Source organism: Rubrivirga sp. SAORIC476 (assembly GCF_002283555.1).
Classification (GTDB): Bacteria; Bacteroidota; Rhodothermia; order Rhodothermales; family Rubricoccaceae; genus Rubrivirga.
The window spans coordinates 1,355,576-1,372,525 of sequence record NZ_MVOI01000003.1; the positions used below are offsets into that span (position 1 = coordinate 1,355,576).

Here is a 16,950-nt window from a genome sequence, read left to right on the forward strand (position 1 = left end):
TACAGACGCGGCACCGTGGGTGCCTGGGGCAGATGCACTAGGTGCCGGCCCGCCTCGGCCCCGCGGCCGAGACGCTCGGGCCGGAACGGCCTCCCTCACGGTAGGTTGACGCCCGCCCTTCCCCTTGCTCCGTGGACTTCCTGCCCGTCCCGACCCTCCCGGTCACCGACCCCGTTCTCATCGTGGCCATCACGATGGGCATCCTGCTGGTCGGCCCGCTGCTGTTCGAGCGGTTCCGGATCCCTGGCCTCGTCGGGCTGATCGCGCTCGGCGCTGTCGCCGGGCCGAGCGTGACGGGCCTGCTGGAGCGCGACGCCACGTTCGTGCTGCTGGGCACGCTGGGGCTGCTCTACCTCATGTTCATGGCGGGCGTAACGCTAGACCTCGCCGAGTTCGCCCGCCAGCGGACGCGGGCGCTGGCCTTCGGGGCGCTCTCGTTCGCCCTGCCGATGAGCCTGGCGCTGCTGCTCGCCCCCGGCATCCTGGGCTACTCGATCCCCGCGGCGGCGTTGCTGGGCAGCATCGTCGGGAGCCACACGCTGCTGGCGCTGCCGCTGGCCGGGCGGCTGGGCGTGTCGAAAAACCGTGCGCTCGTGATCGCGACCGGCGCGACGCTGGTCACCGACCTGCTGTCGCTCGTCGTGCTGGCCGTCGTGCAGGGCATCACGAGCGGCGAGGCCGACGCCGAGTTCTGGCTGCTGTTCTTCGCCAAGGACATCGTCTGGGCGCTGGCCGTGCTGTGGCTTCTGCCGAAAGCCGCGCGGGCCTTCTTCCGCCGCGTCCGCCGCGAGGACGACGCCGCGTTCGCGTTCCTGCTCGCGATGGTGTTCCTGGCCGCGTGGACGGCGTCGCTGGCCGGGCTGGCCCCCATCATCGGCGCGTTCCTGGCGGGCATCGCGCTCAACCGGCTGATCCCGAAGATGAGCCCGCTCATGACGCGGCTCCGGTTCGTCGGAGACGCGGTCTTCATCCCCTTCTTCCTCGTCTCGGTAGGCCTGCTGGTGGACGTGTCGGTGCTCGGCTCGCCGGTCGTGTGGGGGCTGGCGCTCGGGTTCACGACGCTGGTCCTCGTGGGCAAGGGCGGCGCGGCGTTCCTCGGCATCCCCCTGTTCGGCTTCACGCGCAACGAGGCCGGGACCGTCGCCGGGCTGACGTTCCCGCAGGCCGCCGCGACGCTGGCGGTGACGCTGATCGGGTTCGACATCGGCCTGTTCAGCCAGACGGTCGTCAATGCGGTCGTGCTGGTGATCGTGCTGACGTGCCTGATCGGGCCGAGCCTCGTGCAGGCGTTCGGGCGGAAGGTGGCGCTCGCGGAGTCCGACCGGCCGTACGAGCCCGCCTCGGCGCCCGAGCGGATCATCGTGCCGCTGTCGAACCCGGAGACGGCCGAGGACCTGATGGAGCTGGCGCTGCTGCTGCGGAGCCCGGCGAGCGAGGAGCCCGTGTTTCCCATCGCGGTGGCGCGCGGCGGCCCGGACGAGGCGGCCCACGTGGCCGACGCCGAGCGGCTCATGGAGCGCGCCGTGCTCCACGCCACCGCTGCGAGCGTGCCCGTCTCCCCGACCGTCCGCATCGACGACAACCCGGTCCGGGGGATCGTGCGGGCGGCGCGCGAGCTGCGGGCCTCCGAGATCGTGGCGGGGTGGAACGGGCAGCGGACGCCCGGCGCGCTCGTGTTCGGGCACATCATCGACGGAGTGCTGGCGGAGAGCCGGGCGATGGCGATCGTGGCGCGGCTGGCAGCGCCGCTCGCCGCCGCCGAGCGGCTCGTGGTGCTGGTGCCGCCGCAGATGTACCGCGAGATCGGCTTCGCACGGGCCGTGCGCGTGCTCAAGGTGCTCGCCGCGCAGAAGGGCCTGCGCCTCCACCTGCTCGTGCCCGAGGCCGAGGCCGCCGAGGTCGAGGGCCGCTTCGCGGCGGCCCGCCCCGAGGCCCCGCTGGTCGTCACGTCCGTGGACGCCTGGTCCGTCCGCGCGCTCGACGACCTCGCTCAGACGGGTGACGTGCTCGTGCTGATCGGCGTCCGGCGCGGCACCGTCGCGTGGCGGCCCGCGCTTCAACGCCTGCCCCGCGTGCTCGCGCGCCGCTTCCCAGACCTCGACCTGCTCTCGATCACCCTCTCGGAGGCCGAGGTGGTCCCGATCCTGGCCGACGCGGTGGACGGGGACGGCCACAACGACCTCGACATCCCGGACACGCACGTCACGCTGGACCTCGTCCCGGACGCCCCCGAGCCGCTCCTCCGGCGCATCCTCCTGGGCGGCTTCCCGGACGCCCCCCGCACCGCCGCCGCCCTCGCCGCCCACCTCGCCGACGACGACTCGGACGACGCCCCGGAGATCATGCCCGGGGTCGTGTTCTACCACGCCCATGTGACGGAGGTGGACACGCCCCAGACGTTCATCGGCGTCTGTCCGAAGGGCGCGCGGATCCCGCATGCCGGGCAGCCCGCGCGCGTCCTGCTCGTCCTGCTGGCGCCGGTGGACATGGAGCCCGACGCCTACCTCCGCCAGCTCGCCGTGACCGCCCAGCTCGTCCGCTCCGACGAGACGGTCGAAGCCCTCGTCGAGGCGGACACGCCCGAGGCCGCCGCCGCCATCCTGCTCGGCACCCTCCGCGACGACCTCGACCCGGGCGCCGAGGACGCCGACGGCTGACGGGGACGCCCAGGGAAGGCGGCGCTCCCGACCGGCGCACCGTCACCACCAAAAATACTTGTCACAACAGGGAACGGGTCACACGCCTCCTTGTGGAAGCTCCGGCGCACGGCTCGGCAAGACTCCGTGGAGCCGGTCAAGTCGGCGCCCAGATCTCCGATACCTGCGTAACTCTGCTCCATCTCGACGCGTCCTTCCGACGCGCCCTGCCTGCCCCTCCGACCGATGCCCCCGCCGTCCGAAGCCCCCTACGAGATCGTCCCCGCCGGCCCGCAGCTGCGGTCGGTCGCGTGGCCGCAGGTGCTGTTCGTGGTCTTGGCGACGGTGATCGGGCTGCTGCCCCTCGGGCTGGCACTGCTGCTGGCGGTGTAGCGAAACCGCGTCGGGCGCATCCGGTCCGAGGAGTCCTCTTCTCGCCGACCTCATGCCCGCCCGCCTCGGCCACCTCCGCCTCGACGTCGCCGACCTGGATGCCCAGGTCCAGTTCTACACCGCGGCGCTGGGCCTCACCGTCCGCGAGCGCGCGACGGACGACACGAGCCACTACGCCTTCCTGACGGACGCCCAGCCGATCCCGGGCGGCGTCGATGTCGACGGAGAGCCGGTCGGGATGCACCACCGGCTCGTGTTGCGCCAGGCCCGCGACGGGTCGGCCCCCGACCGCTCCGGCCCGCTGGACCACTTCGCCTTCGAGGTCGACGACGAGGCCGAGCTGCTCGCGTTCGTGGAGCGGCTCCGTGAGATGGGCACCGAGGTGGACCTGCAGGACGCGCAGATCGCGTGGCAGGGCTACTTCCGCGACCCCGAGGGCAACCGGTTGGAGGTTTACTGCGACCGCCGCACCCGTCTCGACGGCGACCCACTCTGGCAGGGACGGCAGCACGACCTGGACGAGGCCCGGCTCCGCGAAACGGCGGGACCTCCTCGATAACGGCAGGGGCGCATTGCGGCCCTACTGCGGCTCCTTCGGCTCCTCACCCTCCTTCCAGTAGCCCCAGCTGGACTCGCGGACGCGGTCGTCGCCGACGCCGGTGAACAGCATCAGGGGGCGGATCCAGCCGTGGAGGGTCTTCTTGAGGCGGCCCTGCTCCAGACGGCGGTGGTCCCGCTCGTAGACCTTGAGCCCGCCCGCGAACGGCACCTTCCAGCCCGCCTTGCGGACCGTCCACAGCGCGTAGATGTCCTCGTTGGCCGTCAGCGCGAAGTCGAAGCCGCCCGCGTCCAGGAGCGCCTTGCGGCGGAAGAGCATGTTCGAACCCGAGCCCGCCGGGACGGTGAGCCACGACATCACGCGGATGCCGAGCGAGAAGAGCTTGTAGTAGGTCTTGTAGTCGTCGTCGGCCGAGAGCTTCGCCCCCTGCACCGCGCCCACGGTCGGCCCGAGGTCGAGGGCCTGCCAGGCATCCCAGTAGCCGTCGCCGAACGACATGTCGGCGTCGGTGAAGAGGACCCACTCGGTCGTGGCGCGCTCCAGGCCGTGCTGGCGGGCCTCGGGGATGGTGCTCTGCTCCTCGATGACCACCGCGTCCGGCCGGGCCGCGCGGATGCGGTCCCGCGTGTCGTCGGTGCTGGCGTCCACCACGACGAGCGCGACGCGCGGGTCGATGGTGTCCAGGAACGGGCCGATGTTGGCCGCCTCGTTCTTGGTGGGGACGACGACGGTGAGGTCGGAGAGCTTCACGGGGGACGTGGGACGAGGGGCGAGAGGGCGGCCTAGCGGGTCGCAGGGGGGAGCGGCGCGGCGGGCTCCAGGCCCAGGACCGCCTCGCCCTGCTCGTAGACGATGTCGACGGGGATGCCCGCCTCGGCGACGCGGTCGAGCGAGGCGGCCAGTTCCGGCGAGGTGCGGCCGTACTGGCGGACGAACGCGTCCACGGCGTCGTAGTCGCCGTCGCCCTGGAGCGTCAGGATCTGGCGGGCGAGGGCCTCGACGGCCGGGCCCATCTGCTCCGGCACGACGCGCCAGACCGGACCGTCGGGCGTCGACTCGGAGACGATGGCGCCGCGCTCCTGGAAGTAGTTGAAGCGGACCAGGTTGGCCCGCCCGTGCGCCGACGACGCGCCGAAGCGAATCGACCGGAAGACGGACGCCATGAACGTCACGTAGTGCTCCTCCAGCGTCGCCTCGGCCCACTCGCCGCGGTCGATGAGCTGCTGGACCATGTAGAGGCCCAGGACGTCCGCCTTGCCCTCCTCCAGCGCGCTCGCCCGGTCCTGCAGCGCCTCGCGGACGGTGCCGCTGCCGGAGATCGTGTTCTTGATGCCCAGCCCGTGCGCCACCTCGTGGAACATGGTGTTGCCGAAGAAGGCGTCGAACGTCACCAGCGCCTGCTGATCCTCGGGGAGGAGCGTCTCCGCGATGGGCACCAGGATGCGGTCGAACTTGGCCTGCATCGCGTTCTTGAGCTGGAGCCGCCGCGAGCCCTTCGCCAGCTGCACCGCCTCGTCGTTGGGCAGGTTGATGGCGATGGTCTTGGAGCCCACGTTGGCGTCGCCAGACACGAACACCACGTCGTAAGCCCCGAGGTCGGCGTCGGAGCCCGGCGTCTCGGCCTTGTAGACGCTGTCGACCGGCAGGCCGCGCTGGAGTTCAGGGAGGAGCGACGCGTAGGCGCGGAGGCGCTCGCTCCACGCCTGGTCCTTGACCAGCACGTAGGCCTCGTGCGACGCCTTGAAGCCCATCAGCTGGTCCTCGTACGTCTCGATGGGCCCGATCACGATGTCGAGCGGGTTGTCGCGCATGTCCATCCACGCCAGGTCGCTCGCCTGGTAGTCGTCGGTGAGGAGCGCGTCGGCGCGGAGGCGGAGGTAGGTCGCCAGGCCGGGGTCCTGCGCGAGGTCGGCGGCGGCGCGGAGGTGGGCCGCGGCGCGGCCGTGCGCGTCGGCGAACGCCTCGTGGTACGGGATGCCGACGAGCTGATTGCCCTCGCGGCGGACGAGCGTGTAGAGGCTCGTCAGGTTGTTCTCCGGGTAGAGGTCCGCCGCAGCGAGGAGGTCGTCCTTGGTGAGGTCGGCTGGGTAGAAGTTGGCCCCGAGCGGCTTCTCGCTGACGCCCGGCAGGAACGGCGTGTTGCCGTCGATGCGGTCCCAGGGCCCCTTGTTGATGGTGACGTAGCGCCGGGCCGGCTCGCTCAGGCCCGCGAGCAGCGAGTCGCGGTCGCCGTAGGCCTGCATCCAGTACACGTCGTCCATCGCGCGGGCCGCGGCGATCAGGTGCGGCAGCATGGCGCGCGTCGAGTCGCTCAGGCCCGACAGGTCGGCCTCCAGGCGGACGGTCGTGTACTGGCCAAGCAGCGCCAGCAGCGTCGAGTCCTCGGGCGAGACGGCGTCCAGGCCGTCGGTGGTGGCGGTCGGCGAAACACCGTCTGTCTCCTCGGCGAACTGGCAGGCGCCGAGCGCGAGGAGCGCGAGGACGAGGAGCGGTTTCATGGGCGGTCGAGGAGCGCGGTCGGCCAAGATAGCGGCCTGGCGTCTGGGGTCCGTTCACCGCCTCGGCACCGAGGCGGCGGGCGCGGACGGAGCGCGGGATCGACCGTGCTAACCTCTCCGGCAGCGTTGCCGATACCCCGCCTCGGCAGCCCTGCGGGCGGAGACGCCCGGCGGGGATCCGACCGGCCCTAGATTGCCGTCCCCCGCACCCGCACGCGCCATGCCCACCGGCGGCGACGACGTCATCCGCTGCTCCTTCTGCAGCCGCACCGCCCACGAGGTCACCTCCATGGTGGCCGGGCCCGAGGTGTACATCTGCGACCGCTGCATCCACGACGCCTCCGGCATCGTGCGCGGCGACCTCCAGGCCTACGTGCCGCCCGCGCCCGGCGGCGGCGCCCGGCGCGCGGCGGGTCGCTCGCGCCGCATGACGCCCCGCCAGATCAAGGACGCCCTCGACGAGCACGTCATCGGGCAGGACGGGGCCAAGCGCGCCCTCTCCGTCGCGGTCTACAACCACTACAAGCGGATCGAGGCCGAGGAGTACCTCCACGCCTTCGACGACGTGGAGCTCGAGAAGTCCAACATCCTGCTCCTCGGGCCGTCCGGCACCGGCAAGACGCTGCTCGCCCGCACGCTGGCCCGCATCCTCGACGTGCCCTTCTCGATCGCCGACGCCACCGCGCTCACCGAGGCGGGCTACGTCGGCGAGGACGTGGAGTCGATCTTGAGCCACCTGCTGCAGGCGGCCGACTACGACGTCGAGCGCGCCGAGCGCGGCATCATCTACGTCGACGAGGTCGACAAGCTCTCGCGGAAGGGCGACAACGCCTCCATCACGCGCGACGTGTCGGGCGAGGGCGTCCAGCAGGCACTCCTGAAGATGCTGGAGGGCACCGTCGCGGGCGTCCCGCCGAAGGGCGGCCGCAAGCACCCCGAGCAGTCGCTCGTCCAGTTCGACACCCGGAACGTGCTGTTCATCTGCGGCGGCGCCTTCGACGGCCTCGCGCCCCAGATCGCACGCCGCCTCTCGCGCGGCCAGATCGGCTTCCACGACGGCGACGCGACCTCGATGGACCCGAAGGACCCGACCGTCTTCCGCCACGCCGAGCCCGACGATCTCCTCCGCTACGGCCTCATCCCGGAGCTCATCGGCCGCCTGCCGGTCCTGACGGCCCTCGACGCCCTCACCCCGGCCGACCTCCGGCGCATCCTCACCGATCCCAAGAACGCGCTCGTCCGCCAGTACCAGAAGCTGTTCGCGATGGACGGCGTGGACCTGGTTCTGGAGGACGACGCCCTGAACGCGGTCGTGGAGAAGGCGGTGAGGCTCAACACGGGCGCGCGCGGGTTGCGGTCGGTGCTCGAAGGCGTCCTCCTGGACCTCATGTTCGAGGCGCCCGACGCGCACGCGGGCACCGTCTGCCGCATCACGGCCGCCTCGATCACCGACGGAGCGCCGCCGGTCTACGAGGAGCGGAAGGCGACAGCGTGAGCCCGCGCGCCACCGTCGAGGCCTGGGTCGAGGCCTTCAACGCCGCCGACGTGGACCGCCTCGCAGCCCTCTACGCGCCCGACGCCGTGAACCACCAGGTGGTGGAGGCCCCCATCGAGGGGCGCGAGGCGATCCGGGCGATGTTCGCACGCGAGTTCGCGCTGGCCGAGATGGTGTGCCTCGTCGAGGCGATCTACGAGGACGGAGACTGCGCCATCCTGGAGTGGCGCGACCCGCTGGGGCTGCGCGGCTGCGGCTTCTTCCACGTGCGCGACGGGCGGATTGTATTCCAGCGCGGCTACTGGGACCGGCTCTCGTTCGTGCGCCAGCACGGCCTGCCCTTGCCGACAGAGTAGACTCTGCGACACCGCAGAACCGCCGGTCACGCGGGACGGCCTCTGGACCTACCGTCCCGCGGCAGTCGTACTCTATGCACACATGCTGCGCACTGCTGCCCATCACGCCAAGAAGGCCCTCACCATCCCCCGCTACTACGGGAAGGGGCTGCTGAAGGTGCTGACCGAAGAGCCCGCGTTCGTGTGGGCGCAGGCGATCGCCTTCAAGACGCTCGTCACCCTGCTTCCGCTGCTGCTGCTCGCGACCGGCATCTTCGGCCTCGTGATCCGCCAGGAGGACCCCTTCACGACCGTCTCGGCCTTCCTGCGCAACTTCCTGCCGTCGGGGCAGAGCGACGGGCTGGTGGAGCTGGTGATGCAGTTGCAGAAAGCGTCCGGCGCGATCACCACGTTCGGTGCCGTGTTCTTCCTGGTCACGGTGATCACGATGTTCTCGACGTTGCGCTACGTCGTCGGCGCGGCGATGGGCGAGAGCCGCCACCAGATGCGGGGCATCGTCCGCGGCTACCTGTTCGACCTCCGGATGGCGGCACAGGTGGGGACGCTGTTCCTGATGTCGTTCGCGATCACAGCCGGCGCGCGCGTGCTGAGCGCCCGGAGCGGGGCCCTCGCCGCCCAGGTCGGGCTGGACCCCGGCCTCGTCGGGACGGCAGCCAGCGGCCTGCTGCAGCTGGTCACCTTCCTGGTGCCCTACGTGCTCACGGTGGGGATGCTGGCGCAGCTCTACTTCTTCGTGCCCCGCCCGCGGACGCCCGTGCGGAGCGCCCTCGCAGGCGCCGCCGTCGCCGCGGTCCTGTTCGAGATCGCCAAGAACGGCTTCGCCATCTACGCCACCCACGTCGCCGACTTCGACCGATACGCCCAGGAGGGCGAGGGCCTCGGCGGCCTCGGCGGCGTGTTCGGCCTGATTCTGGCGTTCGTGTTCTGGGTCTACGTCTCAGGCCTGATCCTCGTGATCGGCGCGGCGGTGGCGGCGTTGCACGAGCGGCGGACGCGCCCGCGCAAGTCGCGCCTGCGCAAGCTTTGGGCGAGCAAGGCGGGCATCTTCCGGCGCCACCGCGAGCGCGTCGAGGCGGAGGCCATCGAGGCGCACACCGAAGCGGCCGTGGAACCCGCTGACGCGCCCGACGTGTCGGCGCTGCCGCCCGGCGGCGACGGGGCCGCCCTCACGCCCCACCCCGCCGAGGACGACATCCCAGGGCCTCCCTCCTCGTGAGCTTCGCACGGTGGTCGGTAGCTTGCCCGCTTCCCCCGACCGGACGCCCCCGCGTGATCGCCCGCCCCCTCGCCGTCGCCCTCCTCCTGTGCGTGCTCGCTCCCGCCCGCGCGCAGGCTCCGCTGACCCTCGTCGACGACGAGACGACGGTCGCCACGATGGGCTTCGACTTCGTGGACGGCCAGACGCTGCTGATCGAGAACCTCGAACTGCAGATCGCGACCAAGGCGCCCGTGAAGCCGATCCTGTGGATCTTCCGGCGCGGCGACGAGGGCCCGTACCCGTTTCTGCCCATCGAGCTGGCCAAGGACGTCGTCCGCCTGACGCGGTACTACGAGGACAGCGGCTTCCCGCGCGCCCAGGTGGACTACGAGGTGGAGCTGGACACGACCGACAATGCGGTCGACGTCACGTTCGTGATCGAGGAGGGGCCGCCGCGGCTGATCGGCGAGGTGACGTTCGCCGGGCCCGGCCAGAGCAGCGTCCAGGACGCCCTCCCGCCCGACATCCGAGAGGCCTGGGGCGACTTCAAGCGGCGGACGGCGCTCCGTGAGGGCGCCCGCCTCGACGCGTTCGCGCTGGTGCAGCTCCAGAGCCAGACCCTCTCGTGGCTCCGCAACCGCGGCTACGCCTGGGCCGACGCCGGCGCCGAGCAATTCCCCGACTCGACCGGCCTCCGCGCCGACGTGCGCGTGAAGGTGAACCTCGGCCCGCAGGCGCGCATCGGCGCGGTCACCGTCGAGGGCGACTCGTCGATGTCGGCAAACGTGATCACGCGCGAGCTCCCGTTCGCCACGGGCGACTCATTCGACGCGAGCGCCCTCGCCGAGGGCCAGCGCGAGGTGTTCGGCCTCGGCCTCTTCCAGCTCGCCCTGGTCGACGTGGCGCCCGAGGCGGTCCGCGGGGACACGACCGTGCCCGTCTCGGTGCGGGTCCGGCGCGGGCCGAGCCGCGTCCTCTCGGCGTTTACGGGCTACTTCTCCGACGGCGGCATCACGCTGCGTACGGCCGCGACGCACCGCAACGCGTTCGGCGGCGCCCGCCAGTTGGGCGTCAACGTGGAGTGGCGCACGGGCATCGCGTCCGGCATCGGCGGCACGGGCGCGACCTCGGTCTCGGGGGGGCCGATCCGCGACTTCCGGGCGGCGGTCCCGTTCCGGCAACCGTACGTCTTCGACCGGCGCCTCTCGTACACGCTCCAGCCGTCGTACCGCGTCCGCGACGACGAGATCGAGTCGAGCGTCCAGGCCGAGGTCGCCAACACGCTGCTGCTGACGCTGGCGCCGCTGCGCACGGCGGCGCTTTCCCTGACGGGCCGCTCGCGCGACCTTTCGCGCGGCCTCGGCATCCGGATCCTCGATGCCGGGCGCATCGACTCGCCGCTCACTCCCTTCCTGCCGGACACGCTCCGCGCCACCACCGGCGTTCTCGGCCTCGACGTGGCCTGGGGCACCCTCGACGACCCCCTCCAGCCGACGCGCGGCTACGTCGTCCGGCCCTCCCTGTCGGTCGCCGCGGGCGACATCGCGTACGGCCGAGCCCGCGTCGCGGCGTCCGTCACGCGGCCCATCGGGGCCCGCACGACCCTCGTCTCGCGCGTCACCCTGGGCACCCTGCTCTCCACCGGTGGCGCCGACCCGGACTCGGTCGGCGACTACGTGCTCTTCCGCGACCAGTTGTTCTACGCGGGCGGCACGTCGGACGTGCGGGGCTGGTCGTCCGCGCAACTCGGGCCGAAGACGTTCTCCGTCACCCCCCCGGCCCTTACGGCTGGCGTCATCCCGGACCCGACGCTGCTCACGAGCTCGCGCGACGTCAACTACGTGGGCGTGGGGGGGCGCTACAAGGCGTCCGCGTCGGTTCAGCTCACGCTGCCGCTCGACGCGCTCGGCCCGCAGTGGGGCGCACAGGTGTTCGCGGACGCGGGCGGCGTCTGGTCGCCGAGCACGGTGCCGGCGGGCGCCCTGTTGCGCGCTGGCGGCACCCCTGCCGACTCGTCCCTCGCCGACCAGCTCGACAAGGAGGGCGGCCTGCGCGTCGGCGTGGGCGCGGGGCTGTCGTACCTCACGCCGGTCGGCTTCGTGGCGGTGGGCCTGGGCGTCAAGGTGAACCCGTCCTACCTCGACCTCCGCCAACCCGCCCGCGTCTACTGCGGCGCCTCGATCTACGCCGACGAGCCGAGCTGCGTCAGCCCGCTCGGCCAGGACGAGACGCCCGGCTACGTGGACGCCCGCGCGGCCGGGGTCGCCTTCGACCCGACCGTGATCCCGGTACGGTCGGTCGTGGGGGTCGGCTTCCTGGACGCCTTCCTCCGGCGCACGCAGCTCTACATCACCATCGGCCAGACGTTCTGATCTGGGGGACGCCCCCAGACACGCTCTTCTCTGTCCGCCTCAGACCTTCCGCCTCGCTCCGGCGTTCACGCCTCCGTGCCTACCGATCCCACCCGCACCGACGCCGCCTCCTCGGGCGACGGCGCCGCCCCCCAGGCGAGCGTCCCTCACGGTGTGGACGGTCCGGACGCGCCCCTCTCCGGTGACGGCGGCCCCGCAGAGACGCCCGGCGCGGCACCGAGGCGGCGCGGGCCGGTCCGCCGGGCCGGGCGGGTGCTCGGGTTCGTGGGCCTGGGGCTGGTCCTCGTCGTCGCGGGCGCGCTGATCTTCCTGCAGACGGGTGCCGGGCGGTCGCTGGCCCGGGGGCTGGTCGTGCAGCAGATCGCGAATGTGTTCGCTGACGATGTCGAGGTCTCCGCGGAGACCCTCGCGGGCTCATTTCTGAGCGGCGCCCGGCTGACGGGCCTGGAGGTCCGCCGCGATGGCGAGGTGGTGGTGGCCGTCGACACGGTGCTCGTGGACTACAACCTGACCACGCTCCTCCGGCGGACGTTCTCGGCGAGCGACCTCATGGTGAGCGGCGCCCGCGTGGTGGCCCGGCAGCGTGCCGACAGCACGTTCAACATGGCCGGTCTGCTCAAGCCCGCCGACCCGGACAAGGGCCCGAGCGACTTCGGCGTCCGCCTCGACCGCGTCATCGTGCGCCGCAGCCAGGCCGACGTGATCTGGTACCGCGCCGAAGGCATCGAGGACTCGGTCCACTCGGTCCGCGACCTGAACGCCATCGTGACGGGCTTCCGGCAGCGGGGCGACAGCCTCTCCGGCTCCATCGAGGCGCTCTCCCTGCGGGCGCTGGCGCCCCTCGACCGGGGCGAGGCCGTGTTGACCGCCGCAGGCGACTTCTCGAAGCGCGACCTCTCGCTGACCTCGCTCGCGGTCCGCAGCACCGCCGGGACCGATCTCCGGGGCCGCGCGCGGCTCCAGTTCACCGGCGACGGCGCGCTACCCGTGTTCGACGCCAACGTCGAGGCGACGCCGCTGGCGCTGGAGGACGCGCGAGCGTTCGCGGGTGTCCAGCTCTACGGCGACCCCCGCCTCCGCCTCCGCGCCGACTCGGACGGCGGCCTGCTCACGGCCACCCTCTCGGGCGCTCTCGACGACGCCACGATCGCGCTCAACGGCGAGGTGTCGCGCGAAACCGACGGGCCGGTCCGCTACCGCGCCGAGGGCACGCTCCAGCGCTTCGACCCGTCCGTGCTGACGGGCAACCCGGCGCTCGCGGCCGAGGTCACGGGCGACGTGCAGGTCAACCTCCAGGGCACGACGCTCGAAACCCTCAGCGGCCCGTTCAACGTGGCGCTGCGCGAGACGCGCGTCGGCCAACGGCAGATCGACCGGTTGGCGCTCGACGGGTCGTTCGCGGCCGGGCGCGTCACGTTCACGCTCGACGGCTCGCTGCCCGGCGCGACGCTCACCGCCGAGGGCCGCGCCCGCCCCTTCGACGACCTCCCGACGGTCCAGGTCGCCGGCACGGCCCAGGACGTCGACCTCGGCGTCCTCCTGCCCGGCTCCGGCCGGACCGACGCCTTCGCAGGCGAGTTCGCCGTCGTCGGCCGCGGCAACTCGGTGGACACCTTCAGCGGGACGGTTGCGCTGGACCTCACCCGCGCCGACATCGGCCTGCCCGACCGGCGCCTGCGGTTCTCCGACGCCCGCGTCGATGCGGACGTGGACCGCGGCCTGATCGAGTTCGACGCCGACGTGGCACTGGCAGGCGACCAGGGCCGGATCGTCGCCCTCGGCGCGCTGGAGCTGGGCGACCCGCTCAACTACGCCATCACCGATGGTGAGGCGTACGGCCTCAACCTGGAGGCCCTGACGGGCAACCCGAGCCAAAACAGCGACCTCACCGGCTCGTTCACGCTCGATGGCTCGGGCATCGACCTGACGCAGGCGCCCATCGACCTGACAGCCCAGCTCCGGGGCTCGCGCTACGGCGAGTTCGACCTCGCCGCGGCCGACCTCGACGTGGAGCTTCGCCAGGGCGTCGCCACGCTGGAGGCCGCGCTCGACTTCGGGCCCGGCGGGCAGGCCACCGCCGTCGGCACCGCCCGGCCGTTCGCGCAGCCGCTGAGCTACGACCTTCGCGGCACCATGACCCGCCTCGACCTCGCCGAGGTGCAGGGCATCCCGGAGCGCTACAGCGACCTCACGGGTACCTACGTCGCCCGCGGCGCGGGCCTCGACCCGGCCACGCTCACGCTCGACGCCCAGGTCGCCATCACCGAACCGTCGTCCTACGGCGAGCGGCTGATCGACAGCGCCGACCTCGCCGTCACCCTCGACAACGGCTTCCTGACCGTCAACGGGCCGCTGCGGACGCCGGAGGGAGCCTTCACGCTCGCCCTCACGGGCCGCCCCTTCGACGAGACTCAGAGCTTCGCCTTCGACGGCACCTGCTTCTCGGACCTCGACGTGTCGGACTTCTCGGAGACGGCGCCCCGCACCGACCTCAACGGCTGCTTCTCCGGCCGCCTCGCGGGCCTCGCCGACCTGCCCACGGCCGACGCCGACGGGGTGATCACGCTCCGCCCGTCACGCATCAACGACGCCGAGATCGACGACGGCACGCTGCGGTTCACGCTCACGGACGGCTCGCTCGACGGCGCCCTCGATCTCGCCTTCCCGCCGACCGAGGCGGGCACCGGCGGCCGGGTCGTGGCCGACGTGACGGCGCAGCTCTTCACCGACCTGCCGACCTACTCGGTCCGCGGCCGTACCGAGGCGCTCGACGTGGTCGCGCTCCTCGACCTGCCGCCCGATCAGCAGATCCGTCTCTCGCTCGATTTCGACGTGGCCGGGCGGGGCACGGCCCCGGAGACGATGACGCTCTCGGGCGCGATCCGTGGGGCCTCCTCCACCCTCGGGCCCGTCACCGTGGACACGCTCGCCACCCGGTTCGCCCTCGCCGACGGCATCGTCCGCGTGGACACGCTGCGGCTGGCGAGCGACCTCGCCGACGCGTCCGGCGGCGGCACGCTCGCCCTGTTCGCGCCCGACGCCGCGTCCGACTTCCGCCTCGACGCCAGCGTCCGCAGCCTCGCGCCGCTGGCCGCCTCGACCAACCGCGTGCTGGGCCTGGAGCGCGGCACGCTGACGCTCCACGCGACGGCTGAGGCCGGCGGCCCGCTCCGCCTGACGGGCTCGGCCGAGGCCCGGCAGTTGGTCGTGGGACCGGTCGAGGATCCGGATGAGCCTGCGAAGGGCGAGATCGCCGTGACCGGCCTCAATGCCCTCATCGACGCCTCCTGGGACCGCACCCTGGCCGACTCGCTCGGCCTGGGCGCGCTCAGCGGCGGCGTTCGCGCGTCCTTCGACGTGCTCTCCGGACCGACCTACCGCGTCGAGCAGGGGACGGCGATTCTCAGCGCCGACGCGGGCGACTTCGTGATCGACGCCTCCGTGCGCGTGGACGACCGCCGCGACCTCGACGTGTATGCACGCATCGACCCCACCACGCGCGGCGTGGTGCTGGAGACCGGCCGCTTCCAGATCGACGACCAGACGTGGCGCCTTCTCCAGCCGAGCGAGATCGCCATCGAGGACGGCCTCTACGACGTGCGCGGGTTGCTGCTGGCGTCCGACAACGGCCTCGGCCAGATCGCCGCCGACGGCCAGGTGGACCTCCAGGGCGAGCAGAACTTCGTCATCACGGCCGAGGGCGTGCCCATCGACGGGCTCACCGACTTCGTCAACCTCGACGCGCTCGGCGGCGACCTCTCGGCCACGCTCGACCTGACCGGTCCCGCCAACGCGCCCCGTATCGACGGCCGGATCGGGCTGGCGGACCTGACCTCGCGCGGCGAGCCGGTGGGGGCCCTCCAGGCCACCGTGAACTACGCCGACGGCCGCCTCGGGCTGAACGCCGTCCTCACCCACATTGAGGGCGAGACACTCACGGTCGACGGCACCATCCCGCTCCAGTTCTCGCTGGTCGACGGGCCGACGGACGAGGGCGTCGCCGGCGACGAGCAGGTGGCGCTCCGCGCCCGCGCGCAGGCCTTCCCCATCGACTGGGCCCGCCCGTTCCTCGACGACCGCGCCTACAACGCCCTCGGCGGCACGCTCCGCCTCGACCTGACGATCTCAGGCACCCAGGCCGCGCCTGAACTCGCGGGCAGTGCAGAGCTGCAAGATGGCCGCCTCGGCGTCGTCGCGACCGGCGTCACCTACGAGCCCGTGCAGGCCGACGTGACGTTCAGCAACGACCAGATCGAGCTGGAGAGCGTCCGCATTCTCAACGAGGAGGGCGAGACCGCGCTCGACGTGACCGGCACCATCCGCCTGCGCGAGCTGTCGGTGGGCGAGCTCGACCTCACCATCACGCCGCGCGACTTCCTGGCGATGGACACGCGGACGTACGACGCGCTCGTGCTCGACCGGGGCACGACGCCGATGCGGCTGACCGGCACGCTCGACCGCCCCGTGCTGCGCGGCTCGGTGGTCCTCGCCCAGGGCGACATCTACCTCACCGACGAGTTGGTGCCCCCAGAGCTGGCGACCGTCGAGCTGACGCCCGCGCAGATCCGCGAGGTCGAGTCCCGCTTTGGGCGCGTCGTGACGGCCCGCGACACCGCCACGAGCCGCTTCGTGGACGCCCTCGACTACGCCCTCTCCGTGGACATCCAGCAGAACGTGTGGCTCCGGTCGAAGGCCGGGCTCCCGTTCGACATCGAGTTCCGCGGGCAGGTCGACGCGCGCAAGCCGTCGTTCGCAGAGTCCAGCCGCCTGTTCGGCACCATCGACCTCGTCCGCGGCAGCGTCGAGACGCTCAACCGGCAGTTCGAGCTGCAGCGCGGGTCGATCCAGTTCAACGGCGATCCGCTCGCGGCCCGGGTCGACCTCTCGGCCAACCTCGACATCCGATTGCCGGGCTCCATCGCGGGCCAGTCCTCGGTCACGATCACGCTCTCGGCGAACGGGCAGTTGGACGACAACCCCGCCATCCGGCTCAGCTCGAACCCGACCATGGAGGCGGCCGACATCGTGTCGCTGATCGCCACGGGCCGCCTCGCCGACGAGTTCGTGGGCACCGGCGCGCTCGCGGGCGCGGGCACCAACCTCGCCCTCGGCACCGTCTCCGGCTTCGCCGAGGGCCTCGCCAGCGAGACGCTCGGTCTGGAACTGGCCCAGATCGACTACGAGGGCGGCGACCTCGTCATCAAGTTCGGCGACTACCTCTCCAGCAAGCTATTCTGGACGCTCGGCGCCATCGTCCCGCTCGGTCAGAACTCGCAGGGCGAGGACCGGCTGCCCATCCTGGTGTCGCTCGACTACGAGCTGCTCAAGTGGCTCTCGGCCCAGACCGAATACAGCGGCCAGCGCGGCGTCGGCGCCGGGCTCAACTACGAGGTGGCATGGTGAGCGAGCGGATGCCCGCGCGCAGCGGCGACCGAGGGCTCGG

The 16,950-nt window shown here is 72.2% G+C and carries 10 protein-coding genes; 8 read left to right on the top strand and 2 right to left on the bottom strand.

Annotated elements, in window-relative coordinates; all coding sequences use genetic code 11:
• Positions 1-131 precede the first annotated feature (131 nt).
• From B1759_RS07495 to B1759_RS07500, 3 genes are all read left to right on the top strand, one after another.
• Complete coding sequence (locus B1759_RS07495; protein ID WP_095514392.1) at positions 132-2,657, top strand: cation:proton antiporter; 2,526 nt, start codon at positions 132-134, stop codon at positions 2,655-2,657.
• Positions 2,658-2,882: 225 nt separating this feature from the next.
• The gene (locus tag B1759_RS19660) at positions 2,883-3,029 is read left to right on the top strand and encodes a hypothetical protein (protein WP_158225167.1); all 147 of its coding nucleotides are present in this window, start codon (positions 2,883-2,885) and stop codon (positions 3,027-3,029) included.
• A gap of 52 nt (positions 3,030-3,081) precedes the next feature.
• The gene (locus B1759_RS07500) at positions 3,082-3,588 is read left to right on the top strand and encodes a VOC family protein (RefSeq protein ID WP_095514393.1); all 507 of its coding nucleotides are present in this window, start codon (positions 3,082-3,084) and stop codon (positions 3,586-3,588) included.
• Positions 3,589-3,609: 21 nt separating this feature from the next.
• Here the strand turns inward: B1759_RS07500 and B1759_RS07505 are convergent, their stop codons facing one another.
• Positions 3,610-4,338, bottom strand: coding sequence for a glycosyltransferase family 2 protein (locus B1759_RS07505; protein ID WP_095514394.1), 729 nt, complete (start codon positions 4,336-4,338; stop codon positions 3,610-3,612).
• A 32-nt stretch (positions 4,339-4,370) separates the two neighbouring features.
• Positions 4,371-6,086: a Zn-dependent hydrolase gene (locus B1759_RS07510; protein WP_095514395.1), complete on the bottom strand. Its 1,716-nt coding sequence runs from the start codon at positions 6,084-6,086 to the stop codon at positions 4,371-4,373.
• 220 nt (positions 6,087-6,306) lie between these two features.
• Between B1759_RS07510 and clpX the strand changes: the two genes are divergently transcribed.
• From clpX to B1759_RS07535, 5 genes are all read left to right on the top strand, one after another.
• Entirely contained in the window at positions 6,307-7,581 is a 1,275-nt protein-coding gene (clpX, locus tag B1759_RS07515; RefSeq protein ID WP_095514396.1) for an ATP-dependent Clp protease ATP-binding subunit ClpX, read from the top strand.
• Complete coding sequence (locus B1759_RS07520) at positions 7,578-7,937, top strand: nuclear transport factor 2 family protein (protein ID WP_095514397.1); 360 nt, start codon at positions 7,578-7,580, stop codon at positions 7,935-7,937. The genes clpX and B1759_RS07520 overlap by 4 nt, the downstream gene beginning before the upstream one ends.
• Positions 7,938-8,019: 82 nt before the next feature.
• Positions 8,020-9,153 (top strand): YihY/virulence factor BrkB family protein, encoded by a 1,134-nt coding sequence (locus B1759_RS07525; protein ID WP_095514398.1) that lies wholly within the window; start codon positions 8,020-8,022, stop codon positions 9,151-9,153.
• A 53-nt stretch (positions 9,154-9,206) separates the two neighbouring features.
• The gene (locus B1759_RS07530; RefSeq protein ID WP_095514399.1) at positions 9,207-11,507 is read left to right on the top strand and encodes an outer membrane protein assembly factor; all 2,301 of its coding nucleotides are present in this window, start codon (positions 9,207-9,209) and stop codon (positions 11,505-11,507) included.
• A gap of 75 nt (positions 11,508-11,582) precedes the next feature.
• A complete protein-coding gene (locus B1759_RS07535) occupies positions 11,583-16,910 on the top strand; it encodes a translocation/assembly module TamB domain-containing protein (protein WP_095514400.1) in 5,328 nt (1,775 codons plus the stop codon).
• The last annotated feature ends 40 nt before the right edge of the window (positions 16,911-16,950 follow it).